We start from the raw sequence: 22,747 nt of genomic DNA on the forward strand, positions 1-22,747 counted from the left end.
GCTCACCCGACGATCGTCGTGCCGGTCCGGCCGCCTGGCCAGGGCCGTCGGTCCTAGGACCCGAGCCCGGGGACAGGCCCGGGGACGGGCTCGAGGACGGGCTCGAGGACGGATCCGGCTCAGACGGCAGGGCAGCCATCGGCGTACCAGCTCCCGAGCCTCGCGAAGCCCTCCTCGAGCCCCACGGCTGGGGTCCAGCCGAGGAGCGCGCGGGTGCGGCGCTGGTCGAACCAGTGCGCCGTGGAGAGCTGCTCGACCAGGAACCGGGTCAGCGGCGGCTGGTCCCGGCGGCCGGTCGCGGCCCACAGGGCGTCGACGACCGTGCCCGCGCCCAGCCCGAGCGGGACGGGCAGCCGGCGTCGCGGCGGGGGCACGCCGGCGGCCCGGCACACCCGTTCCAGGACCTCGCCGACCGGGCGGGGCTCACCGCCGCTGACCACCAGCGGCTCACCGTGCGCCCCGGGCCCGCAGGCGTCGACCGCGGCCACGAGCGCGTCGGCGGCGTCGCTGACGTAGGTGGTGTCGATCAGCGCGGTAGCCGGGCCGAGCAGGGGGAGCCGGCCGGACCGGGCGCGGTCGACGAGGCGGGCGACCAGCTGGGTGTCGCCGGGTCCCCACACCAGGTGCGGGCGGACGGCGAGGGCGGCGAGGTCGGGGGAGTCCGCGGCCAGCACCAGCTGCTCGGCGGCCGCCTTGGTCGCCGCGTAGTGCCCCCGCGCGCGGTCCGGGTCCGCCGGGTCCGCCGGCGCCCCGACCAGCGGTCGGCCGGCGTGGGCGACCGAGGGCGAGGAGACGTGCACGAAGCGGCCGGCTCCGGCCCGGCGGGCGGCCGCGAGCACGGTACGGGTGCCCGCGACGTTGGCGCGCTCGTACTCCACCAGGGGGCCGACCACGTCGACCTTGGCCGCCAGGTGCAGCACGACCTCCTGGCCCCGCGCGGCCTTCTCGACCGCCACGGCGTCGGCGACGTCGCCGAGGACCTCGCGGCAGCCGGTGCCGGACGGTCGTCGCTGCAGCACGGTGACGTCGTCGCCCCGGGCGGCCAGGGCGGTCGCCGTGGTCCGGCCGAGGAGCCCGGAGGCGCCGGTGACCAGGACCCTCACGCCGGGCTCACCCGCGCCCGGCGAGGACGGCGGCGGCCTGGCGGGCCAGCTCGGTCCGGTCGACCTTGGAGGCGTGCCGGATGTCCAGCGGCAGCCGGTCCGCGTGCAGCACCGCGGCGACCGGGACGCCGGCTGCGCCGCGCACGGCCTCGGCGAGGTCGTGGTCGGCGAGCCGCAGGCCCAGCGAGCCCCCGCGGCGGCGCGGCGCCGGCGCGGTGGGCCCGTCCGTCGCGGGCACGACCACGGCGGCGAGCACCTGCGCGCCCTCCGGACCGACGCCGACCAGGCCGGCGGCGTGCACCGCGGGCAGGGCCTCCAGGCGCTGCTCGGGGCCGACCGGCGTGACCAGCCCGTCCGCGGTGCTGATCAGGTGGGCCGAGCGGCCCTCCACCCACAATCGGCCCTCGTCGTCGAGGTGCCCGACGTCGCCGGTGCGGTGCCAGCCGGGGTGCCGGGCCGAGGCGCGCTGGGTCATCCACAGGGCGTCGTACCGGTCCTTGACGTGCGCGGCGCGCACGCAGATCTCGCCGGTGACCTCGGCGTCGGTGACCGGTCCGGAACCGTCCGGCTCGAGGTCGGTGCCGGTGAGCGGGACGATGCCGACGGTGACCCCGACCAGGGGTCGGCCGACGCAGACGCCCTCCCCGGCGCCGGCGGCGGTGATCTCCTCCAGCGAGACGTCGGTGACCGGCAGGGCCTCGGTCATGCCGTACGGCGTGTGCAGGCTCGCCGCCGGCAGGACCTGCCCGACCGCCCGGAGCAGCGCGGACGGCACGGGCGCACCGGCCGACATCAGCAGCCGGACCCGGCCCAGCGTCTCCTGCTGGGCAGGGCTCACCTGGTCGCGGGTGGCCACGACGCGGCGCAGGGCGGCCGGCGAGGCGAACACCACGGTGGCCCCCACCGCCGCCGCGGCGTCGGCCAGCAGCGGCGCGGTCAGGGTGTCCGGGGCGGTCACGTCGATGTCCGGCAGCGAGGACGCCAGACCCAGGGCGGGACCGAGCAGCGAGAACGGCGCGAACGCGGCCACGAACGCATCCTCGGGGCGGAGGTCGTAGGTCGCCCGGACCAGGGCGACCTGGGCGGCGGCCTGACGGTGCCGGTAGGCGACGCCCTTGGCCGGTCCGGTCGCGCCCGAGGTGAAGAGGACCGCGCAGCCGGCGTCGAGGTCGGGCTCGGGCGGCAGCACGGTGCCCCGCCCGATCCGGGCCAGCTCGTCGAGGTCGTGCTCGGCGCCGAGCAGGCGGCGTACGGCCGGGGGCCCGGCGTCCACGGCGATCCGGGAGCCCGGCAGCCCCATCGCCGCAGCGGCGGCCAGGCCGGCGCGACCGCCCACGACGTGGTCCAGCGAGGCGCCGCGCAGGGCGCGACGCATGCCGGTGAAGCCGAGCCCCTTGTCGGCGACCACGACGACGGCGCCGGCGCGCCAGGCGGCGTAGACGACCGAGGTGAGGTCGGCCGACGGCTCGACCAGGACGCCGATCCGGTCCCCGGGGCGGACCCCGGTGGCGGCCATCCCGGCGGCGAGCTCGGAGACCCGGTGCGAGAGCGCGGCCCAGCTGACGACGGTGCCGTGCGCCGCGATTGCGGGTGAGCGGTCCTCGGCACGGTGCTCCAGGACCGACCAGAGCCGGTCCGGGGGGCCGTCGGAGGGGCCGTCCGAGGGGGCCACCGCGGCCGCGGGGTCGGGTCCGGGGTCCTCGGGGGCCGTGTCGAGGTCGGTCAGCCACGCCGCGACGAGGTCGGCGTACCGGGGTGCGTCCTCGGTGACCAGGTGCGAGGCGCCCTCGAAGCGGTGCACCTGGGCCTGGGGGAGCCGGTCCTGCAGGTCGGCCAGGTAGCGCTCGCCGAAGACGGGGTCGCGGGGTCCCCAGAAGAGCAGCGCGGGGACGTCGAGGGTGCGCACGCCCTCGGCGAGGGCGTCGACGAACGGGAAGGAGGGGTGGCCCTCGGCGAACGGGATGTCGGCGACGAAGTCCCCGACGGCGGTGCGGCGCGCGGCACCGGTGTACGGCAGCGCGAGCGCGTCGCGGACCTCGCGGGGCAGGGCCGGCCGCGACAGGTTCGAGGTGGCGCGCACGAAGATCGGGGTGGCCACGCAGCCGAAGGGCCGGAAGCCGGGCAGGTGGGCGAGCCGGATCAGCGGCGGTCCGTGGTCGCCGGGCGGCTGCGCCACGGCGGTGTTGCCGGTGACGACGCCGCGCAGCTGCTCGCGGTGGGCCTGCGCCCAGCCGAGCGAGATCGCGCCGCCCCAGTCGTGGCCGAGGGTGACGACCGGGCCGTCGATGCCGAGGGCGTCGGTGAGCGTGCCGAGGTCGGCGACGCGCTGCTCGACGGTCCGGGGCTGCTCGGTGCGTGCGGAGTACCCCATCCCGAGCTGGTCGGGGGCGACCACGCGCCACCCGGGCGGGGCCGCGGCGAGCATCCCGCGCCACAGGTAGGACCAGGTGGGGTTGCCGTGCACGCACAGCACCGTGCCGTGCACCGGCTCGACCCCGTTGTCGAGGTAGTGCCAGGTGCGGGGGACGCCGCCGGTGTCCTCGACGGTGACGGTGCGCGACCAGGACGGGTCGAGGCCGGGGAGGTCGTGGGGCACGGGGGAGCTCGAGGCGTCCGGGGCGTCCGGGGCGTCCGGGGCGGCCGAGGTGCTCGTCGTCACCACTGGATCTCCAGGCAGCACGCGTTGAGGCCGGAACCGATGCCCATCAGCAGGACCCGGTCGCCGCTCGCGAGGTCGGCGCTGTGGGTGGCCAGGGTGAACGGGACCGAGGCCGGGCCGATGTTGCCGTGCTCGGGGAAGGTGCGGGGCACCTTGTCGGGGTCGATCCCGAGCCGTTCGCAGATCGCCTCGGTGTGGACCTGGGAGACCTGGTGCAGGACGTAGCGGTCCATCCCGGCGTCCCAGCCGAACTCGGGGGCGGCCTCGGCCCACAGGCCGGAGGAGAGCTCGAGGCCGGCGTCGAGCAGGCCCTTGAGGTCGGTGATCATCGTGTCGTTGTCGCCCACGCAGAGCTCGTGGTGCTGGGTGGCGGCGCGGCTGACCGCGGCCACCACCCGGTGGCCCTCGGGGTGCTCGTCGGACCGTCCGAGCACCATGCCGGCGGCGCCGGAGCCCAGGGTGAGGGCGGCGAACTGCGCCATCACGTCCTTCGACGTCACGCCGTCCTCGGAGAGCCGGGCGATGGTCGACTCCTGGACCGGCAGCGAGTCCTCGGCGTCGACGACCAGCGCGTGCCGGATCAGCCCGGCGTCGATCATCGCGCCGGCGATCTCGATGCCGTTGACGAAGCCGAGGCAGGCGTTGGTGACGTCGAAGCTCTGGGCCGAGGGCGGGAGACCGAGGGCGTCGTGGATGACGACGGCCGTCGACGGCTCGAGCCAGCGGCGGCTGAGGGAGGTGTTGACCAGCAGGTCGACGTCGCCGGCCGCGATCCCGGCGGCGTCGAGGGCGGCCTGCCCGGCCGCGACGGCGCCGTCGACGAACGTCTGGTCCGCCGACCACCGGCGCCGCTCGCGGATGCCGACCAGGCCCTCGAGGAGGCCGGGGCGCATCCGGGTCCGGCGGTAGACCTCGGTCAGCCGCCCGTCGAGCTCGGCGGAGGTGACGACCTCGGGCGCCTCGACCCGCTCGACGGCCAGGACGGCGGTCCGGGAGAAACGGTGGGTGGAGTTCAGGGTCACGGGGCTCCTGCCGGGACGGGGTGCGGCGACCGCTCGTCACGGCGCTGCGGCGGGGTCGCTCGGATCTGCCCAGGGGAGCACCGGGTGACCTCACCTAACCACGGTCCGCCTGAGAGGGCGCCGGTGCCTACGATGGCGCGATGGCCACCACCCGCGACCGCGACCCCGAGGGGCGGCCCCGCCAGGCCCGCCCGCGTGACGCGCTCGGGCGTCCCCTTCCCTACGGCCAGGTCGGCGTCGAGCCGGTCTCCGAGGAGCCGCTCCCGCCGTACGAGACCGTGGCCTACGCCCGCGAGCTGCTCGACGAGGGCCGGCCCTTCTCGGCGCACGAGGTGCTCGAGGCGCGGTGGAAGGACGGCCCTGAGGAGGAGCGCCCGCTGTGGCAGGGACTGGCCCAGCTCTGCGTCGGGATCACGCACCTGGCCCGCGGCAACACCGCCGGCGGCCTGCGGCTGCTCGACCGCGGGTCCGCCGCGGTCGAGGGGTACGCCGGGACCGGCGGGCCGACGTACGGCCTCGACCTCGAGGCGGTGCTGGCCTGCGCGCGCGAGCACGCCGACGGCGCCGACGGCACGGGCTCAGGCTGACGGCAGCCGGGCGCGCAGCCAGGTCTGCGTGCCGGGCCGCAGGTACTTCAGCTTGGGTGCCGCGGCGAGCGGCGCGACGACCAGCGAGGCGTCGTCGGGCAGCGACCACTTCAGCTCGTGGAAGACCCGGGAGAGGGTGTCGTCGCTGTCTACGAAGCCCAGCCCGGGGGCCGCGGGCCGCACCTCGCGCCACGGGCCGGGCTCGTCGGTCGGCAGGTCGACGCTGCTCCACGCGATGTAGACGGTCACCGGGGCAGTCTCGCGCGCTGGTCGGTCCGGGCCACCCCCGCGGCCGGTCCAGGATGGGGGCCATGAGCATCAGCGAGCAGGACCTGGCCCACCTGGAGCGCTGCGTGGCGCTGGCCGCGCAGGCCGTCGACCAGGGCGACGAGCCCTTCGGCTCGATCCTCGTCTCGGCCCGGGGGGAGGTGCTCCTCGAGGACCACAACCACGTCGGCGAGGGTGACGGCACCCGCCACCCCGAGCTCGAGATCGCGCAGTGGGCCGGGGCGCACACCGAGCCCGCCGAACGCGCGTCGATGACCGTCTACACCTCCGGCGAGCACTGCGCGATGTGCGCGGCCGCGCATGCCTGGGCCGGGCTCGGCCGGATCGTCTTCGCCAGCTCGACCGCCCAGCTGACGGGCTGGCTGGCCGAGCTCGGGGTCGCGCCGTCCCCGGTCGCGCCGCTGCCGATCAGCGAGGTGGCGCCGGGGCTGGTGGCCGAGGGGCCCGTACCAGGGCTCGACGAGCAGGTGCGCGCGCTCCACGCGCGCTTCCACGCCCCCCGCGGCTGACCGCCGAGATGACGGTTCCGGACAGCCGAGATGACGCTCGCGGCGCGTCGAGGTGACGGTTCCGGACACCGGCCGGACGCTCAGGGGCGGTAGAAGTGCTGGTAGTCCGGCGCCGAGAAGTCGCCGCCCCACTCCCAGCCGACCTCGGCGAAGGCCCGGACCACCACGTCGTCGGCGTGCACCACGCCGGCCGGGGGCTGGGCGTCCGCGGTGCGGTCCAGGTCGGCGAACCGGGCGCCCGCGGGCGGCAGCACGCCGCCGGCCGTCAGGTAGGGGTTCTCGACCGGGTTGACGTCGATCGCGCGACCGAAGGCGTGCGCCGAGAGGGTGTCGGAGCCGGCCACCTCGCGGCAGTTGTAGCCCGAGGAGTTGTCGGCGGCCATCGACCGGTCGTCGTCCCCGCCGAAGGCGTCGACCAACCGCATCCGTCGCAGGGGCCAGCGGGCGTCGTAGAGCCGCTCGAAGACCTGCACGACGTCGCGGGCCAGGGAGGCCCGCACCACCATCCGGCCGGTGCGGGGCTGCCCGTCGAAGCCGACGTGGGGCACGCTCAGCACGCGCAACCGGTCCAGCGGCAGCGGGCAGGTGGCGGGGTCGTGGCTGGAGCCGGTCATCCGGCGGCCGAGCGCCTCACCGATCGGCGCGACCCGGGCGCGGTACGCCGGCAGCCGCACCGGGGTCGCCGTCGCCGTCGGGGCCAGCCCGGTGCCGCGGCGGAGGTCGCGCCACCACACCTGCGCCTCGTCGCGCTCCCGACCGGCCAGCGGCCGGGGGACACCGCCCTCGAGCGGGATCCGGGCCGGTGACCACCGGTCCCCGACGACGACGCCGTCGCGCAGCTCCAGGGTCAGCACCCCGGTCTCGGACTTGCGGCCGTGGTACCAGGTGAAGTTGCCCAGGCCGTACCCCACGTAGGTGTCGTCGAGCATCCCGGAGCCGAGCAGCACGTGCGCGTGCGAACCGACCACGACGTCGGCACCCGCGCGCGCGAGGCGCTCGGCCAGGCCACGCTGGGCCGCCGTGGGCGTCTGCCGCTCCTCCTCGCCCCAGTGCAGGTAGACCGCCACGACATCGTCCGTACGGGCCGCGCGCCGCACGGCGTCGAGCAGCAGGCCGGCGTCGCCCGAGCGGGCGGCGGCGATCCCGGGGCCGCCCTCGCCGGCGGCCCAGACCGGGTCCCGGCTCTCGCGGGGCGAGGCGTCCGCGGCGAGGACGGCGACGCCGGTCCCGCGCACGTCCACGCGGTACGGCGCGTGCGCCTGCGCAGCGCCGGCGCCGATGCCCACGACGGCCGGCCGCGCGCGCTCGTCGGCGACCGCCAACGACTCCTGCAGCCCCGTCCGACCGTGGTCGGCGCCGTGGTTGTTGGCCAGCGAGACCACGTCGACCCCCGACCGGGCCAGCACGCCGAGCGCCGCGGGGTCGCTGCGGAACCAGTAGCGCTGGTCCGGGTCCTCGAGCTCCTTGTCGGTCGGGGTGTCCCGCGAGGCCAGTGCGCTCTCCAGGTTGACCATCGCCACGTCGGCGGCACCCAGCACGCGCGAGACGGGGCCCAGGTCGGAGCCGGGCTGCTGCACGAGGTCGCCCAGGGCCTGCTCGAAGTGCACGTCACCGGCGAAGGCCAGGGTGAGCGTGGCGCCGGGCGCCTCGGCGGCGCCGACGCCGGCACCCCCACCGGCCCGCGGTCCGTCGTCGGCCTCGGGGCCCGCCTGCGTCCGGGTGCCGTCGACGGAGCACGCCGCCGTGAGCACCAGGGACGCCAGGAGCGCGCCCAGGAACCCGGTCCGTCGCGGTGTGCAGCATGTCGTGGCCATGGGGCCTCCCTGGCGACCAGGATGCGGGGCCGGGACAAACGGCCCCGCCCGGGTGGGCGGTCCCGCGGTCCCGGGGGGAGAAAGAGGTGTGGGTGCGGACGACCCCTGCCAGAGCGTCCGCACCCACGATCGGGGGCCCTCAGTCCGTGGTCGGACCTCGGGGAGGCTGGCGCTCCTGGCGGCCGAGCTCGCCACCGACGCGACCGCCGAAGGGGCGGCCGTGGTCGGCGTGCTCGGCACGCGAGAACACCAGCAGGTGGTCGCCCACCTCGAGGCGTGCGCCGGCACGCAGCACCACGCGGTCGTCGAGCTGGGCGCCGTGCACGCGGGCACGGCCGGCGAGCGTGGTGACGACGTACTCGTCGTCCTCGCTGTGCCGGATGACGACCTGGCGGTCGGCCAGGCCGGGCAGGACCACGTCGCAGGACGGGTCCGAGCCCACGACGGTGGTCTCCTGCAGCCAGAAGATCGGCTGCCGCTCACCGGCCACCACGTCGGCCTTGAACAGCACCAGGCGCGGGCTGCCGCCGGTGCCGTGCGTGCCGCCGGTGCCGACCCTCGGGTTGCGCTGGAAGGTCGGCGCGATCGGCCACACCGGGAGCGGGGGGACCAGGTCGTTGCGGGGCAGGACCGGCTCGGCGGCGCGGGCCCGCGAGCGGGCCGAGGTCAGCGCACCGCGCAGGCTGCCGACCCGGATCCGGCGGGAGCCGGTCGCACGCCTCTGCCACCACGGCGCCTTGACGGCGCCGAGGGAGACCAGGTGCTGGCCGCCGGAGACCACACGGACCACCATCCCGTAGCGCGCCAGGGTCTCGGCCACGGTGCGGATCGCGGGGGCGTCGGCGCGACCGGCGAAGGCGCCGGGGTCGTCGACCTCGAGCTCGAGGCGGTTGCCGCTGCCCCGGAGACGGCCGTGGACGGCGCTGCCGTCCTCCCGGCCGATCTCGAAGCGCAGGTCCGCGCCGACGACGAGGGTCATGGTGCTCAGGCCCGCCCGGTGCTCTGGCCGGGCGCGACCGGGTCACCGGCGTCGCTGGTGGTGATGGTCAGCGTGCCGTCGATCTTCCAGGTGGCGCGGGGGGCGTTGGACCCGGTGTCGCGGGGCACCTCGACGGTCATGTTCTCGAAGCGGTAGTGGATCGCGGCCTCGCGGCCGGTCAGGAAGGTCCACATGCGGGCACCGAGGTCGGTCCAGTCGACGACCTCGTCGTGTCCCCCGTCCAGGGACTGGCTGCTGACTGACATGGTGGGCTCCTCAGGAGGATGAACCTCGACATCTTGTCGAGGCGGTTAGGATTAAACCATGGACGACGTGTCAAGGCCTGTGCAAGGCCTCCCCAGGGGTGTGATCTCCGACCCTCCCGCTGAGGCGGACCTGAGCATCGGAGACCTCGCCACCGCGACCGGGGTGGGCGCGGCCACCCTGCGCGCCTGGGAGCGACGCCACGGCTTCCCGGTCCCGCACCGGCTGCCCAGCGGGCACCGTCGTTACGATCAGGCGCAGGTCGACGCGGTGCTCGACGTGGTGCGCCGGCAGCACGAGGGGGTGCGCCTGGAGGCGGCGATCGCCGCCACCCTGGTCCACGCCCACGGCAGGGACGGGCACCGTCGCGTGGTGCCGGGGGAGCGCTCGGTCTTCGCCGCGCTCCGTCGCCGCCACCCGCAGCTCACCCCGCAGCGGCTCGGCAAGCCGATGCTGCTCGCGCTCTCCTGGGCGATCGAGGACGAGTTCTGCTCACGGGCCCTGGCCCCGCACCTGTTCGGCTCGTTCCAGCACGACTCGTACTTCCGCGCCGCACGACGGCGCTGGGACGACCTCGCCCTCGGGGCGCGCACCGCGGCCGTCTTCGCCGACTTCGACGGGGGGAGGACGTGGTGTCCCTGCGCGGGCCGGTCCGGGTGCATCTCGACGCCGGCGCCCCGCTGCTGCGCGAGTGGGCCGTGGTCTGCGACGACGACGACCTGCCGGCCGTGCTCACCGCGTGGGAGCTGCCCGGCCAGCAGCACGTGAAGGAGGCGGACCGGCTCTTCGACGCGGTGTGGACCGTGGACCGCCGTGCGGCCCGCGACGCCGCGCGCGCCTGCACCCGGGCGGCGTACGACGCCGGCGCCCCCTGGGCCCCGGACCTGCTCGACGAGCTGGCCCCGGAGCCACGGGCGGTCCAGGTCGACGCGGCCACCCAGACGGCGCTGTTCAACCGGGTACTGGCCTACGTCGACCGCCAGGTCCGCCGCTGAGCCCGCGCCGCCCGTCCACGGCCGTCCCATGCTCACGGGTGTGGTGCGGACCGTCCGGGGCGACTTGCGTGGGTGTGTGACCCACGACTCCTTCGGCAGCCAGGTCGACCGCGACCGCCAGGCCACCTTCCGCCCGCTCTCGGAGGACGCCGCGGCGCCGCCGCCCGAGCCGGTGGTGGTGCGCGTCAACGGCGTCGACGTCCCGGCCGACGCGCGACGGCCGCTCGTCGAGGCCCTGACCGACGAGGGTCACGACGGCGACTTCCCCTCGGTCTGCTACCACCCCGCGCTGGGGTCGATCCAGACCTGCGACACCTGCCTGGTCGAGGTGGACGGCGAGGTCGTCCGTGCGTGCGCGACACCCGTCCGGGACGGCCTGGACGTCACCACGACCGGGCCCTCGGCGCCGGCGCGGGAGCAGGCTGCGCAGCGCCTGGTCCGCAAGCACGTCCTCTACTGCACGGTCTGCGACCACAACGACGGCGCCTGCCCCCTCAAGGCAGGGGTCGAGGCGAGCGGTCTGACCCACGAGACGATCGGCTACCGCCCCAAGCCGTACGAGGTCGACGACAGCCACCCGTTCTACCGCTACGACCCGGACCAGTGCATCCTGTGCGGCCGGTGCGTGGAGGCGTGCCAGGACGTGCAGGTCACCGAGACCCTCTCCATCGACTGGGGCTCCGAGGACCCCCGCGTGCTGTGGGACGGCGGCGCCCCGGCGGGGGAGTCGTCCTGCGTGTCCTGCGGCCACTGCGTGTCGGTGTGCCCCTGCAACGCCCTGATCGAGAAGACCATGCTGGGCCGGCACGGCCTGATGACCGACTGGCCGACGGAGACCCGTGAGCTGGCGATCGACCTGGTCAAGGACGTGGAGCCGACCACCGGCTACCTCCCGCTCTACGACATCTCCAAGGCCGAGGCGGCGGCGCGGATGGCGGTCACCGACAAGGCGAAGACGGTGTGCACCTACTGCGGCGTCGGCTGCTCCTTCGACGTCGAGACCCGCGGGCGCGAGATCCTGCGCGTGCAGCCGCAGCTCGAGGGCCCGGCCAACTCCATCTCGACCTGCGTCAAGGGCAAGTTCGGGTGGGACTACGTCAACGCCGAGGACCGCCTCACCGTCCCGCTGGTGCGCGACGGCGACCGGTTCCGTGAGACCACCTGGGACGAGGCCCTGGACGTCGTCGCGCGCCGCCTCGGCGAGATCGTGGCCGAGCACGGCCCGGACGCCACCGGCGTGATCGGATCCTCCAAGGCCACCAACGAGGAGGGCTACCTCACCCAGAAGCTCGCGCGCCAGGTCCTGGGCACCAACAACACCGACAACTGCTCCCGCTACTGCCAGTCCCCGGCGACCGTCGGGCTGTGGCGCACGGTCGGGTACGGCGGCGACGCCGGGTCGATCAGCGACATGGAGCGCGCCGAGCTGGTCCTGATGGTCGGGACCAACACGGCGGCCTCCCACCCGGTGATCGCCTCGCGCCTGCGCAGGGCGCAGAAGTTGAACGGCCAGCAGCACGTGGTGGTGGACCTGCGTCGCCACGAGATGGCGCAACGGGCCGAGGTGTACCTCAAGCCGGCTCCCGGGACGGACCTGGTCTGGCTGTCCGCGGTGGCCAAGCACGTGGTCGACCAGGGCTGGCAGGACGAGGCCTTCCTGCGTGAGCGGGTCAACGGCTACGACGACTACGTCGCCTCGCTTGCCCCCTTCACCCTGGAGCACGCCGAGCAGCGCACCGGGATCTCGGCCGAGGACCTGCGCGCCCTGGCGCACCGGGTCGCCCACGCCGGGTCGGTCGTGGCCCTGTGGGCGATGGGGGTCACCCAGCACCACATGGGCTCGGACACCTCGACCGCGATCTCCAACCTGCTGCTCCTGACCGGCAACTACGGACGGCCGGGCACCGGCGCCTACCCCCTGCGCGGGCACAACAACGTCCAGGGCTGCAGCGACTTCGGCGTCATCAACACCTTCTTCCCCGGCTACCAGCCCGTCGACGACGACGAGGTGCGGCAGAAGTTCGAGCGGGCCTGGGGGCGTGAGCTCCCGGCCGAGCCGGGCCTGGACAACCACGGGATGGTCGACGCGGCGTACGACGGCTCCCTGAAGGGGCTGATCGTGATCGGCGAGGAGCTGTCGCTGGTGGACGCGAACGCCCACTACGTGCAGGAGGCCCTCGAGCGGCTGCCCTTCCTCGTGGTCTCCGAGCTGTTCTTCTCCCGCACCTGCGAGTTCGCCGACGTGGTCCTGCCCGCCGCGGCGTCGCTGGAGAAGGACGGCACCTTCGCCAGCACCGAGCGCCGGATCCAGCGCCTCTACGAGGTGATGCCGCCGATCGGCGAGGCCAAGCCGGACTGGAAGATCCTCCAGCTCCTCGCCGACCGGATGGGCTACCAGTGGGGCTTCACCCACCCCGGCGAGATCATGGCCGAGGTGGCCGGCCTGACCCCGCTGTTCGCCGGGGTGAGCTACGACCGCCTCGAGGGCTACGCCTCGCTGCAGTGGCCGGTGGCCGCCGACGGCACCGACACGCCGCTGCTCTACACCGACCGCTTCCACTTCGACGACGGACGGGCGCGGCTGCACCCGCTGGAGTTCCGCGAGCCCACCGACCAGGTCGACGAGGAGTACCCGCTGCACGTCAACAACGGGCGGACCCTCGAGCACTTCCACGAGGGCAACCTCACGCTGCGCTCGGCGGGCCTGGTGCAGCTGGTGCCCGACACCTACGCCGAGATGACGTGGCGCACCGCGGAGGAGCACGGGGGCCTGGCCACCGGCGACTGGGTCCGGCTGATCTCGCGGCGGGGCGAGCTGACGGTGCGCGTGCTGCTCTCGGACGAGGTGCACGACGGTGAGCTGTGGGTGCCGATGCAGGCTGCCGAGATCAACCTGCTGACCTCGAGCGTGGTCGATCCCGACAGCCACACGCCGGCCTACAAGGAGATCGCCGTGCGGCTGGAGCGCGCCGACGGCCCCGACGAGGTGCGCGGCGGCACCCGACGAGCGGCCGACCGGGCCCGCAAGGGCGACCGGGACACGAAGGGCGACCCGCAGGGCCCGCCGCTGCCGGCACACCACCACCGGTACGGGCACCCGACGCCGCAGCTCGGCGTGAAGGTCGCGCTGAAGTGGGAGCGCGCGGACTACCAGCCCCCGACCCGGCCCGAGCCCGACGGGGCCCGCGCGTGAGGGCCCCGGACGCACGACCCGCCCTGTACACCCGTCCTGCCCGGTGCACCCGTCCCGCCCGCCCGGAGGAGACCCGCTGATGGCCCGACCCCTGAGCTACGCCCCGCCCGTGCGCCCCGACCGCGCGCCCCAGGACGACGTCGACGAGCTGGTACGCGCGCTGCACGACAGCGGGCTGCTGCGGGCGATGGCGGGCGGCGCGCGGGCGTACCCGCAGCTGTTGACCAAGGCGCTGCAGGCCGTCGACGCGCGCACCGTGCGCTCGGTCCTGGAGCTGGCCGGAGGGCTGCGCGACCTGGACCCCGACGAGTCGGCCAAGGTCGCCGACGGCGTGCGCCGCGCCCGCCGGGACGCCGCGGAGGCGGCCGCGGGGAAGCCCGAGGGCCCGCTACGGCTGCTGCGTCGCCTGCGCGACCCCGACACGCGTCGGGGCCTGGCGGCCGCGCTGGCCGCGCTGGCCGCGATCGGTGGCTCGCTGCCGCGCGACTGACCTCGCCTTCTCTACCTCGCGACCTACCGCGGCGCCGGGACGACGCGGTCGGCCTCGAGCCGGTCGAAGAGCGCCAGGAAGCAGTCGAGCGTGGAGCGGTAACCGGTGAACCCCGCCGCGCGGCTGCGGGCCTGGTCGGTCAGGCACTCCATGTCGCGGCCGAGGTCGGCGTCGGTGTGCCACCAGGAGGCGACCCGGTCGAGGTCGGCCTCGCGCAGGCCCTCGCGCTCGGCCACCTCGCGCCACCGCGGGGCGGCGCCGGCCATCTGCTCCTCGAGCGGGCGGGGGCTCCCCGCGTACCCCTCGGGCTGCACGCCGAGGCGCGCGGCGAGCAGCGGCCACAGCCAGCGCCACCGGAAGACGTCGCCGTTGGCGGTGTTGAAGGCGGTGTCGGCGGCGGCCGGCTCGGTCGCGGCCCAGACCATCTGCTCGGCCAGCAGCCCGGCGTCGGTCATGTCGGTGAGCCCGTCCCACTGGGTCTGCGAGCCCGGGAAGACGAAGGGGCTGTCGGTCTCGCGGCACAGGGTGGCGTACGCGGCCAGCGTCTGGCCCATGTTCATCGCGTTGCCGAGCGCGGCGCCGATCACGGTGTGGGCGCGGTGGACGCTCCAGGTGAAGCCGTCGCGGGCGGCGGCCTCGAGCAGGCGGTCCTCCTGCTCGTAGTAGAAGTTCGGGTACGGCAGCCGCTCCTCGTCCTCGTGGAACGGGGTGTCCGGCGTCTCGCCCTTGCCGTAGGCCTCGAACGGGCCGAGGTAGTGCTTCAGGCCGGTCATCAGCGCGACGTGCTGGACGCTGCCGCCCGGGGACAGCGCGGCGAGCAGGTCGCGGACCATGCCGCCGTTGACGCGGATGTTCTCCTCCTCGGTGTCCTGGCGGGCCCAGGCGGTGAGGAAGACGTGGGTGGGCCGGACGTCGGCGAGCACGTCGCGCAACGCCTCGGCGTCGGTCAGGTCGGCCTGCAGGGCGGTGACGCCGGGGCGGTCGGCCGGGGCGCGGCGGGACAGGCCGAGCACGGCCCAGCCCTGCTCCACGAGCTGGTCGGCCAGGGCGCTGCCGGCGATGCCGGTGACGCCCACGACCAGGGCGGTGGGGGTGGGGGTGCGGGTGTCGGAGCGGGAGTCGGTCACCGGTCCACGGTAGGTCCCGGGCCGGCCCCGTCCGTCCACCCCCGGTGCGCCGAGTCGGTCGCGCGCCAGGATCGCGCTACGCTGGGCCCGTCGGCACCCACCCCGTCCCCGGACGGACCAGGCGGTGCCCGACCGGTGCTCGTCCCGGGAGGGGCGATCCCGGCTCCTGTCGCCCATGCCCGAGCGGGTCCCGGCCCGCTCGTCCGGACACGGCCGCCCGCCGTGCGCCCGGTCGGTCCGGGCGTGCGTCGGAGGAGCTGTCCACGCGGTCGTGCCTGAGCGCCGACCGTGGGCCCGATGTCGCGGGCCCAGCGTCGTCTAGGAGGATTCCGTGGCCCGAGGCCAACGCTCGAACGGCTCGCGCCGACCCCAGCGCAACGGGCGCGTGCGGCACCTGGACAACGACGGGATCATCCCCGTCCTCGCCCGGGCGGTGCGGGAGGTCGAGACGGCCGTGCAACGCGGCTCCGCGCTGGTCGGGGTGCGTCCGCGGTTCCAGGCCATCGCGCTGCTGGTGCGCGACGAGCGGTTCCGGGTCAAGGCCGACACCTCGGCCACCGAGGCGTACCGCTCCGAGCAGCTCAAGCGGCTCGACGGGGTGGCCACGATCCTGGCCCAGACCGCGGCCCGGCAGCCGTCGCTCTTCACGCTGCTCGACGAGGACGCCGAGATCACCTCGGAGACCAAGGCGCTGCGCCGCGAGATGCTCCAGGCCGGCGGCGTCGAGCTGCCCGAGCCGGAGGCGGTGCCCGAGACCGAGGTCGCCGGTACCCAGCCCGACCGGGGCGTCGTGCCGGTCTCGGTCTCGGCCCGTCAGCTGGCCAACCCGTTCCTCAAGCCCGACTTCTCGGTCGTCCGACGCTCGCAGAGCAGCACCCACCGGCTGAGCGGCTGGGAGCTGCTCGGCCCCCTCTTCCGCTCCTTCGAGAACGCCGAGGCCGGCGCCTCGGCCTGCATGCCGCTGCCCGAGGACGTGTCCCGCGCCGTGGTCGGCAGCGACCGCCGCGGCCAGGAGCTGATGCTCCACCAGGCCCAGGTCGTCGCGGCCGCGGGCCAGGGCCACCGCACCTTCCTGCTGGCCGACGAGCCGGGGCTGGGCAAGACCGCGCAGGCGCTGCTGGCCGCGCAGGCGGCCAAGGCCTTCCCGCTGCTGGTCGTCGTGCCGAACGTGGTCAAGACGAACTGGGCCGCCGAGGCCGCGCGGTGGGTGCCGCGGCACGCGGCGACCGTGGTGCACGGCGACGGCCGCGAGGTCGACGGCTTCGCCGACATCGTGGTGGTCAACTACGAGGTCCTCGACCGCCACGCCGGCTGGATGGCCGACCACGGGTTCCGCGGCATGGTCGTCGACGAGGCCCACTTCATCAAGAACCGCTCGTCGCAGCGCTCGCAGCACGTGCTGCGGCTCTCGCAGCGGATCCGCGCCCGCGTGGGCAACCCGTTGCTGATGGCGCTCACCGGCACCCCGCTGATCAACGACATCGAGGACTTCCGCGCGATCTGGCAGTTCCTCGGCTGGATCGACGACAAGGCCCCGCTGCCCGCGCTGATGGACTCCCTGGAGGAGATCGGGCTGACCCCCGCCGACCTGGGCTTCTACCCGGCGGCGCGGCAGCGGGTCGTCGACATGGGCATCGTGCGTCGCCGCAAGGTCGACGTCGCAGCCGACATCCCCGCCCGCCGTGTCGCCGACCTCACCGTCGAGCTGGACGACGAGGCCGGCCGCTCGATCAAGAAGGCCGAGAAGGAGCTCGCGCGCCGGCTGGTCGAGCGCTACGACACGGCGCTGGCCACGCGGACCTCCGGCAGCACCGTGGTCGGCATCGACCACGAGCTCGTCCGCCGGGTCGCGACGTGGGAGCGCGAGGACTCCACCTCGAAGACCGGCGAGAACGTCTTCGGGATGATGCGCCGGATCGGCCAGGCCAAGGCCGGGCTGGCTGCGGACTACGCCGCCCAGCTGGCCCGCAGCACCGGGAAGGTCGTCTTCTTCGCCAAGCACGTCGACGTCATGGACGACGCCGAGGAGCTCTTCGCCAGCCGCGGGATCGGCTACACCTCCATCCGCGGCGACCAGTCCCGCGCGGCGCGGGAGAAGGCGATCACCTCCTTCACCAGCGACCCCGAGGTCGAGGTCGTGGTCTGCTCGCTGACCGCCGCGGGGGTCGGCCTCAACCTGCAGGTCGCCTCGAACCTGGTGCTGGCCGAGCTGTCCTGGACCGACGCCGAGCAGACCCAGGCGATCGACCGGGTGCACCGGATCGGTCAGACCATGCCGGTCACTGCCTGGCGCGTGATCGCCGCGCAGACCATCGACGCGCGGATCGCCGAGCTGATCGACAGCAAGGCCGGCCTGGCCGCCCGCGCGCTGGACGGGGCCGGCGAGGACGCCTCCTCGACCGCCGACGTCCAGCTCGAGGCCCTGGTCTCGCTGCTCACCGACGCCCTCCGCAAGCGCCGCCGATGACGCGCCCGACCGGCCGAGATGACGCTCGCGGACAGCCGAGATGACGCTCGCGGCGCGTCGAGATGACGCTCGCGGCGCGACCGAGACGACCGGCATGGGGGCCCGGACGGCCGCCGCGCTGGTCTTCGGCACGTCGGCGGCGGTGCTGGTGGTCGAGCTGGTCGCGCTGCGGCTGCTCGCGCCGTACCTCGGGCTGACGCTCGAGACCAACACGCTGGTGATCGGCGTGGCGCTGACCGCGATCGCGCTGGGCTCCTGGCTGGGCGGGCGTGCAGCCGACGCCACGGACCCGCGCCGGCTGCTCGGCCCGGCGATCGGGATCTCGGGCGCGGTCGTCGCGCTGACCCCGGCCACCGTCCGCTCCGCGGCCGAGGTCGCGCCGAGCGGGTTCGTGCTCGTGGCGCTCGGCGCCATCCTGGTGCCCGGAGCCCTGCTGTCGGCGGTGACGCCGATCGTCACGAAGCTCCGGTTGACCACCCTCGAGGAGACCGGCACGGTCGTCGGCCGGCTGTCCGGGATCGGTACGGCCGGGGCGATCGTCGGCACCGTGCTGACCGGCTTCGTGCTGATCTCGCGGGTCCCGGTCGGCGTGATCATGGTCGGCCTCGGCGTGGTGCTGCTGGCCACCGCGCTCCTGGTCGACCTGCGGGTGCGCGGCTGGTCCGGCTGGAGCCGGGGTGCCCGGGTCGGCGCCGGCGCGGCCGTCCTGGCCGGCGGCCTCGGGGTGCTGGTGGCTCCCGGCGGCTGCGACGTGGAGACCACCTACCACTGCGCCCGGGTCGTCGAGGACCCCGACGACCCCGACGGCCGGACACTGGTGCTCGACGGCCTGCGCCACTCCTACGTCGACCTCGGCGACCCGACCCGCCTGGACTTCGAGTACGTCCGGGCGCTCGCCGCCGTCGCCGACGCCTCCTTCCCGCCCGGCGAGCCGATCGCCGCCCAGCACCTCGGCGCCGGCGGGGCCACGCTGCCGCGCTACCTCGCCGCCGACCGGCCCGGCACCCGCAGCGTGGTCTCCGAGATCGACGGCGGGGTCGTCCAGGTCGACCTCGACCGGCTCGGCCTCGAGACCGGCCCGGACCTCGAGGTCCGGGTCGAGGACGCCCGCCTCGGCCTGGCCGACGTCGCCGACGACAGCCGCGACCTGGTCGTCGGTGACGCCTTCGGCGGCGTGAGCGTGCCCTGGCACCTCGCCACCGTCGAGATGATGGACGAGGTCGACCGGGTGCTCGAAGACGACGGCGTCTACGCCGCCAACGTCATCGACCACGCACCGCTGTCCTTCGCCCGCGCCGAGGTGGCCACGCTGGCCGCGGCGTTCGACCACGTCGCGCTGCTCGGCCCGAGCGACGTGCTCGACGCCTCCGGCGGCGGCAACATGGTCGTGGTCGCCTCCGACGCCCCGCTGCCGCTGGAGGAGGTCGCCCGCGGGCTCGACGAGCGGGAGACGCAGTGGGACGTGCTGAGCGGTGACGCGCTCGCGTCGTGGGTCGGCGACGCCGAGGTCCTCACCGACGACTTCGCGCCGGTCGACCAGCTGCTCACGCCGTACGGCGCCTGACACGCCCCGGTGGTCTCCGGCAGAGTGGTGGCGTGCCTGCCAGAGCCGCCGACGCGGCGGACGCCCCCGCCCACCGGCTGACCCGCGCCGGGGCGCGACGGCTGGCCGTGCGCGCCCAGCTGCTGACCGCGGACCGGCCCACCGACCTCCTGGACGTGGTCCGGCACCTCACGGTGGTCCAGCTCGACCCGACCGCGGCGGTCGCCCCCAGCGCCGACGTCGTGCTGTGGAGCAGGCTGGGTGGGTCGTACGCCCCGGCCGACCTGCGCGACGCCCTCGACGCCGGCAGCCTGGTCGAGCTGCACATGATGGCCCGTCCGGCCGAGGACGTCGCGCTGCTGCGCGCGGAGATGGCGGCCTGGCCGGGGGAGGACACCCCGACGTCCAGCTGGCCCAGCGAGCTGCGGGACTGGGTCGCGGCCAACGGCGGCTGCCGCCAGGAGATCCTCGCCCTGCTGCGCGCCGAGGGTCCGTTGCCCGTGCCGGAGCTGCCGGACACGTGCGTGAGGCCCTGGCGTTCGAGCGGGTGGAACCACGGCCGCGACCGGGTCCGGCTGCTCGAGCTCATGGTCGCCCGGGGCGAGGTCGCCGTCGTCGGTCGGGAGGGCCGCGACAAGGTCTACGACCTGGCCGAGCGCGTCTACCCCGACGACCCGGTGGTCCCGCTGGCCGAGGCGGAGGCCGAGCGTGACCGGCGCCGCCTGGCCGCCCTCGGCATCGCCCGACCGGGCCGGCTGGTCGTCCCGGGGGAGCCGGGGTCGGTGGGCGAGGCGGGGGAGCCGGCGGTGGTGGAGGGCGTCCGCGGGCGGTGGCGGGTCGACCCCGCCCTGCTCACCGACGTCGACGACGAGGTCCCGGGCCGGACGGCGCTGCTGTCGCCGCTGGACCGGCTGGTCGTCGACCGCAAGCGGGCCGCCGAGCTCTTCGCCTTCGACTTCGCCCTCGAGATGTACAAGCCGGTGGCCGCCCGGCGGTGGGGCTACTGGGCGCTGCCGGTCCTGCACCACGAGGAGCTCGTCGGCAAGGTCGACGCGAGCGCGGAGGCGTCCGAGGGCGTGCTGCGGGTCGACGCCGTGCACGAGGACGCTCCCTGGTCCCCGGCGGTCCGGGAGGCGGTAGACCGCGAGCTGGACGCGTTGGCGACCTGGCTGGGGCTGGAGGTCCTCCGGCTCGACCGCCGCTGAGTGGACGCCGTGGGGGCGGGGATCAGCAGACGGAGTCCTCGGGCTTCGGGTTCCCGAGACCGAAGACCGGGCGCAGCTTGAGACCGAGGTAGGTCCCGAGGAGCGCCATCGCGCCCCAGAGCCACCCGTGCAGGCTGAAGGAGGCGATCCCGGCGAAGTACGCCCCGATGTTGCAGCCGTAGGCGATCCGGGCGCCGTACCCCATCGCGATGCCGCCGAGGACCGCGCCGAGCGCGAGCTTGCCCGGGATCCGCCGGTGCAGGGTCCAGGCGCCGGCGGCAGCGGAGGCGACCAGGGCTCCGAGCATGATCCCGATGTCCATCACCGAGGTGGTGTCACCGAGCACACCGGCCTCGTACGACCCCGCGCGATCGGCCCAGTAGGACCACGAGGTGACGTCGACGCCGACGAGGTCGAGCAGCTTGGAGCCCCACAGCGCGAAGGCCGAGGTGATGCCCCAGGCCGAGCCGGACAGCCACAGGGTGAGGCCGTTCAGGCCGGCCAGCAGCAGCGCGCCGACCCACAGCGGCCAGGAACCGCGCACGGCGCGGGCGGCCCCGCGGGCCGAGGCCGGGCGGCCGGTCGGCGGCACGCGACGCCCGCGGCCCACGACGTAGGTGACCGCCACGACGGCGCCGATCGCGGCCAGCGTGATCAGCCACCCGCCGAGGTAGCCCGCGCCGGTGTCGGCCAGCGAGACCGGGCCGAAGGCGGGCAGGCCGAGCCAGAAGTCGAAGGTCCAGGCACCGAGCACCGACCCGACGACGAACCCGCCGAGGGTCAGCACGATGGCCGACTGCCCGCTGCCGACCGCGAAGAGCGTCCCGGAGGCGCAGGCACCGCCGACCTGCATGCCGATGCCGAAGAGGAAGGCGCCGATCACGACGCCGAAGCCGATCGGGGCCAGGGAGGCGGTGGGGGTGGTGCCGGCGCCGAAGGACGCGCCGGTGGCCAGGATCGGGGCGAAGAGCGTGGCCGCCACGGCGATCATCAGCATGTGCGCGCGCAGGCCGGCGCCCTGGCGCACCGCGACCAGCTGCCGCCAGGCGGAGGTGAAGCCGAAGCGGCTGTGGAACAGCACGAAGCCGAAGGCCGTGCCGACCGCGAAGAGGGTGGCTGTCATGCCCCCGGAGCGGGACCAGATGATGCCGCCCAGCACGAGGGTGCCGAGCAGGCCGGCGATCACCACCCCGGCCTGGGGGGGAGGTGCCGGCTCGGCACGCGCCGGTCGGGTGTCGGGACGGGCCGTCGCCTGGTCGGCGGAGAACTGTTCGGTAGCCACGAGGGGTCCAACCCGGCAGGGCCGGTGGGTGTTCCGTGGCGCGGGCCACGTCGTGGCGCTCGGCGGTGCGGCCGTCAGTCGTCGGCCGCGCTCCGCAGGACCCGCGCGGGGTTGCCGACCGCGACCACGCCGGCGGGCAGGTCACGGGTGACGACCGAGCCCGCACCGACCACGGTGTCCGCGCCGATCGTGACGCCGGGGCACACGATCACGCCGCCGCCCAGCCACACGTTGTCGCCGATCGTGATCGGCTCGGCCGCCTCCCACTTCGCGCGGCGCAGGTCGGCGTCGATCGGGTGGGTGGGGGTGAGCAGCTGGACGTTGGGGCCGATCTGCACGTCGTCGCCGATCGTGATCGGGGCGACGTCGAGCGCGACCAGGCCGAAGTTGGCGAAGCAGCGGTCGCCGACGTGGAGGTTCGTGCCGTAGTCGACCTGCAGCGGCGGACGCAGCTCGGTCCCCTCGCCCAGCGAGCCCAGCAGGTCCTCCAGCAGCCCGCGACGCAGGGCCTCCTGGCGGGCGCTGGTGGCGTTGAACGCGGCCACCAGGTCCAGGGCACGGCGGCCGGCCTCGGCGATCTCGGGGTCGTCGGCGAGGTACAGCTCGCCGGCGCGCATCCGCTCGGTCATGGTCCGGTCGTCGCCCTCGTCGGGGCGGGGGTGCTGGTCACCCGCGCAGCCTAGGGCCGCGCGGGCGGCCACCGGGTCACGGCTCGACGGTGCCGTGCCGCGCGTCGTAGGTGTCCCCGGTCAGCTTGACCTTGGCGAAGGACAGCAGCGAGGCGACCTTGCCGCCGGGGGTGTCCCAGTACTCCGCCTTCTCGACGTCGACGCGGATCAGCACGGCGTTTGGGTCCTCGGGCCCGCCGGGCAGCCAGGCCTCGGCGAAGGTGTTCCACAGCTCGCGCAGCTTGGCGGTGTCGTCGACGACGTACGCCTTCCCGGTCAGGGACACCCAGGTGTCGCGGGAGGAGAAGGTGAGCGCGACCGACGCGTCGTGGCCGAGCGCCCGGGTGTGGGCGGTGTCGCGCGCGGTGATGAACCACATCTCGGCGTCGGGCTCGACCTCCTGGCGCGCCATCGGGATGCTGCGCGGGCCCTCGGTGCCGAAGGTGGTGAACATCGCGATCGGCATGTCCTCCATCAGCTCGACGAGGTGCGCCCGCTCGCGGTCCTGGTCGCCGGCGGTGGTGGTCTGCTCGGAGGAGGTCATGACCCCAG

The 22,747-nt window shown here is 75.1% G+C and carries 20 protein-coding genes; 9 read left to right on the top strand and 11 right to left on the bottom strand.

All coding sequences use genetic code 11. The annotated features are described in order from the left end of the window. Nucleotides 1–119: 119 nt before the first annotated feature. Genes ENKNEFLB_RS08815 through ENKNEFLB_RS08825 form a run of 3 tightly spaced genes read right to left on the bottom strand, consistent with a single transcriptional unit; the run spans nt 120 to nt 4,784 of the window. Nucleotides 120–1,103: an NAD-dependent epimerase/dehydratase family protein gene (locus tag ENKNEFLB_RS08815; RefSeq protein ID WP_214058852.1), complete on the bottom strand. Its 984-nt coding sequence runs from the start codon at nt 1,101–1,103 to the stop codon at nt 120–122. 7 nt (nt 1,104–1,110) lie between these two features. Continuing rightward, nucleotides 1,111–3,762 (bottom strand): alpha/beta fold hydrolase, encoded by a 2,652-nt coding sequence (locus tag ENKNEFLB_RS08820; protein ID WP_214058853.1) that lies wholly within the window; start codon nt 3,760–3,762, stop codon nt 1,111–1,113. Beyond that, nucleotides 3,759–4,784 carry a 3-oxoacyl-ACP synthase III gene (locus ENKNEFLB_RS08825; RefSeq protein ID WP_214058854.1) on the bottom strand — a complete coding sequence of 342 codons (1,026 nt, stop codon included), beginning with the start codon at nt 4,782–4,784 and terminating at the stop codon, nt 3,759–3,761. Before ENKNEFLB_RS08825 ends, ENKNEFLB_RS08820 begins: the two co-directional genes overlap by 4 nt. Before the next feature lie 140 nt (nt 4,785–4,924). On the opposite strand from ENKNEFLB_RS08825, the gene ENKNEFLB_RS08830 reads away from it, so the two are divergent. Next, on the top strand, nt 4,925–5,371 hold the full coding sequence (locus ENKNEFLB_RS08830) for a DUF309 domain-containing protein (protein WP_214058855.1): 447 nt from the start codon (nt 4,925–4,927) through the stop codon (nt 5,369–5,371). Here ENKNEFLB_RS08830 and ENKNEFLB_RS08835 read toward each other — a convergent pair. Continuing rightward, nucleotides 5,363–5,620 (bottom strand): hypothetical protein, encoded by a 258-nt coding sequence (locus tag ENKNEFLB_RS08835; protein WP_214058856.1) that lies wholly within the window; start codon nt 5,618–5,620, stop codon nt 5,363–5,365. The genes ENKNEFLB_RS08830 and ENKNEFLB_RS08835 overlap by 9 nt on opposite strands. A 62-nt stretch (nt 5,621–5,682) precedes the next feature. On the opposite strand from ENKNEFLB_RS08835, the gene ENKNEFLB_RS08840 reads away from it, so the two are divergent. Continuing rightward, nucleotides 5,683–6,168, top strand: a complete 486-nt coding sequence (locus ENKNEFLB_RS08840; protein ID WP_214058857.1) for a deaminase — start codon at nt 5,683–5,685, stop codon at nt 6,166–6,168. A gap of 80 nt (nt 6,169–6,248) precedes the next feature. On the opposite strand, the gene ENKNEFLB_RS08845 is transcribed toward ENKNEFLB_RS08840, so the two are convergent. The 3 genes from ENKNEFLB_RS08845 to ENKNEFLB_RS08855 all read right to left on the bottom strand — a co-directional run bounded on the left by ENKNEFLB_RS08845 (nt 6,249) and on the right by ENKNEFLB_RS08855 (nt 9,227). Continuing rightward, nucleotides 6,249–7,982, bottom strand: a complete 1,734-nt coding sequence (locus ENKNEFLB_RS08845; RefSeq protein ID WP_214058858.1) for a CapA family protein — start codon at nt 7,980–7,982, stop codon at nt 6,249–6,251. Between the two features lie 139 nt (nt 7,983–8,121). Next, a complete protein-coding gene (locus tag ENKNEFLB_RS08850) occupies nt 8,122–8,961 on the bottom strand; it encodes an FHA domain-containing protein (protein ID WP_214058859.1) in 840 nt (279 codons plus the stop codon). Nucleotides 8,962–8,966: 5 nt separating this feature from the next. After that, complete coding sequence (locus ENKNEFLB_RS08855; RefSeq protein WP_214058860.1) at nt 8,967–9,227, bottom strand: hypothetical protein; 261 nt, start codon at nt 9,225–9,227, stop codon at nt 8,967–8,969. A 100-nt stretch (nt 9,228–9,327) separates the two neighbouring features. Here ENKNEFLB_RS08855 and ENKNEFLB_RS08860 point away from each other — a divergent pair, with 100 nt between their 5' ends. The 4 genes from ENKNEFLB_RS08860 to ENKNEFLB_RS08875 all read left to right on the top strand — a co-directional run bounded on the left by ENKNEFLB_RS08860 (nt 9,328) and on the right by ENKNEFLB_RS08875 (nt 13,903). Further along, nucleotides 9,328–9,993 (top strand): MerR family transcriptional regulator, encoded by a 666-nt coding sequence (locus ENKNEFLB_RS08860; RefSeq protein ID WP_214058861.1) that lies wholly within the window; start codon nt 9,328–9,330, stop codon nt 9,991–9,993. Beyond that, on the top strand, nt 9,954–10,220 hold the full coding sequence (locus ENKNEFLB_RS08865) for a hypothetical protein (RefSeq protein ID WP_214058862.1): 267 nt from the start codon (nt 9,954–9,956) through the stop codon (nt 10,218–10,220). Before ENKNEFLB_RS08860 ends, ENKNEFLB_RS08865 begins: the two co-directional genes overlap by 40 nt. Before the next feature lie 76 nt (nt 10,221–10,296). Then, nucleotides 10,297–13,413 carry a formate dehydrogenase subunit alpha gene (fdhF, locus tag ENKNEFLB_RS08870; protein ID WP_214058863.1) on the top strand — a complete coding sequence of 1,039 codons (3,117 nt, stop codon included), beginning with the start codon at nt 10,297–10,299 and terminating at the stop codon, nt 13,411–13,413. A 79-nt stretch (nt 13,414–13,492) separates the two neighbouring features. Then, nucleotides 13,493–13,903 (top strand): DUF1641 domain-containing protein, encoded by a 411-nt coding sequence (locus ENKNEFLB_RS08875; protein WP_214058864.1) that lies wholly within the window; start codon nt 13,493–13,495, stop codon nt 13,901–13,903. 23 nt (nt 13,904–13,926) lie between these two features. Here ENKNEFLB_RS08875 and ENKNEFLB_RS08880 read toward each other — a convergent pair whose 3' ends face one another. After that, nucleotides 13,927–15,030, bottom strand: coding sequence for an SDR family oxidoreductase (locus ENKNEFLB_RS08880; RefSeq protein WP_214058865.1), 1,104 nt, complete (start codon nt 15,028–15,030; stop codon nt 13,927–13,929). A gap of 331 nt (nt 15,031–15,361) precedes the next feature. Between ENKNEFLB_RS08880 and ENKNEFLB_RS08885 the strand changes: the two genes are divergently transcribed. The 3 genes from ENKNEFLB_RS08885 (at nt 15,362) to ENKNEFLB_RS08895 (ending at nt 20,245) form a co-directional block, all read left to right on the top strand. Then, complete coding sequence (locus tag ENKNEFLB_RS08885; RefSeq protein ID WP_214058866.1) at nt 15,362–17,497, top strand: DEAD/DEAH box helicase; 2,136 nt, start codon at nt 15,362–15,364, stop codon at nt 17,495–17,497. A gap of 94 nt (nt 17,498–17,591) precedes the next feature. Then, on the top strand, nt 17,592–19,061 hold the full coding sequence (locus tag ENKNEFLB_RS08890; RefSeq protein ID WP_246535919.1) for a fused MFS/spermidine synthase: 1,470 nt from the start codon (nt 17,592–17,594) through the stop codon (nt 19,059–19,061). 32 nt (nt 19,062–19,093) lie between these two features. Further along, complete coding sequence (locus ENKNEFLB_RS08895; RefSeq protein ID WP_214058868.1) at nt 19,094–20,245, top strand: DNA glycosylase AlkZ-like family protein; 1,152 nt, start codon at nt 19,094–19,096, stop codon at nt 20,243–20,245. Between the two features lie 22 nt (nt 20,246–20,267). Here the strand turns inward: ENKNEFLB_RS08895 and ENKNEFLB_RS08900 are convergent, their stop codons facing one another. The 3 genes from ENKNEFLB_RS08900 to ENKNEFLB_RS08910 form a co-directional block, all read right to left on the bottom strand. Then, nucleotides 20,268–21,527: a YeeE/YedE family protein gene (locus ENKNEFLB_RS08900; RefSeq protein ID WP_246535920.1), complete on the bottom strand. Its 1,260-nt coding sequence runs from the start codon at nt 21,525–21,527 to the stop codon at nt 20,268–20,270. A gap of 74 nt (nt 21,528–21,601) precedes the next feature. Then, nucleotides 21,602–22,156 (bottom strand): sugar O-acetyltransferase, encoded by a 555-nt coding sequence (locus ENKNEFLB_RS08905; protein WP_214058869.1) that lies wholly within the window; start codon nt 22,154–22,156, stop codon nt 21,602–21,604. Nucleotides 22,157–22,232: 76 nt separating this feature from the next. Beyond that, nucleotides 22,233–22,739: a pyridoxamine 5'-phosphate oxidase family protein gene (locus ENKNEFLB_RS08910; protein WP_214058870.1), complete on the bottom strand. Its 507-nt coding sequence runs from the start codon at nt 22,737–22,739 to the stop codon at nt 22,233–22,235. Nucleotides 22,740–22,747: the final 8 nt, after the last annotated feature.

Origin of the sequence: Nocardioides aquaticus (assembly GCF_018459925.1) — a bacterium.
Taxonomy (GTDB): Bacteria; Actinomycetota; Actinomycetes; order Propionibacteriales; family Nocardioidaceae; genus Nocardioides; species Nocardioides aquaticus.

Bases quoted from the DNA above. Each gene is read 5' to 3' on its own strand.
- ENKNEFLB_RS08875 (WP_214058864.1), top strand. From the start codon at position 13,493: ATGGCCCGACCCCTGAGCTACGCCCCGCCCGTGCGCCCCGACCGCGCG.
- ENKNEFLB_RS08890 (WP_246535919.1), top strand. From the start codon at position 17,592: ATGGGGGCCCGGACGGCCGCCGCGCTGGTCTTCGGCACGTCGGCGGCG.
- ENKNEFLB_RS08910 (WP_214058870.1), bottom strand. From the start codon at position 22,739: ATGACCTCCTCCGAGCAGACCACCACCGCCGGCGACCAGGACCGCGAG.
- ENKNEFLB_RS08850 (WP_214058859.1), bottom strand. From the start codon at position 8,961: ATGACCCTCGTCGTCGGCGCGGACCTGCGCTTCGAGATCGGCCGGGAG.
- ENKNEFLB_RS08905 (WP_214058869.1), bottom strand. From the start codon at position 22,156: ATGACCGAGCGGATGCGCGCCGGCGAGCTGTACCTCGCCGACGACCCC.
- ENKNEFLB_RS08840 (WP_214058857.1), top strand. From the start codon at position 5,683: ATGAGCATCAGCGAGCAGGACCTGGCCCACCTGGAGCGCTGCGTGGCG.
- ENKNEFLB_RS08845 (WP_214058858.1), bottom strand. From the start codon at position 7,982: ATGGCCACGACATGCTGCACACCGCGACGGACCGGGTTCCTGGGCGCG.
- ENKNEFLB_RS08855 (WP_214058860.1), bottom strand. From the start codon at position 9,227: ATGTCAGTCAGCAGCCAGTCCCTGGACGGGGGACACGACGAGGTCGTC.
- ENKNEFLB_RS08830 (WP_214058855.1), top strand. From the start codon at position 4,925: ATGGCCACCACCCGCGACCGCGACCCCGAGGGGCGGCCCCGCCAGGCC.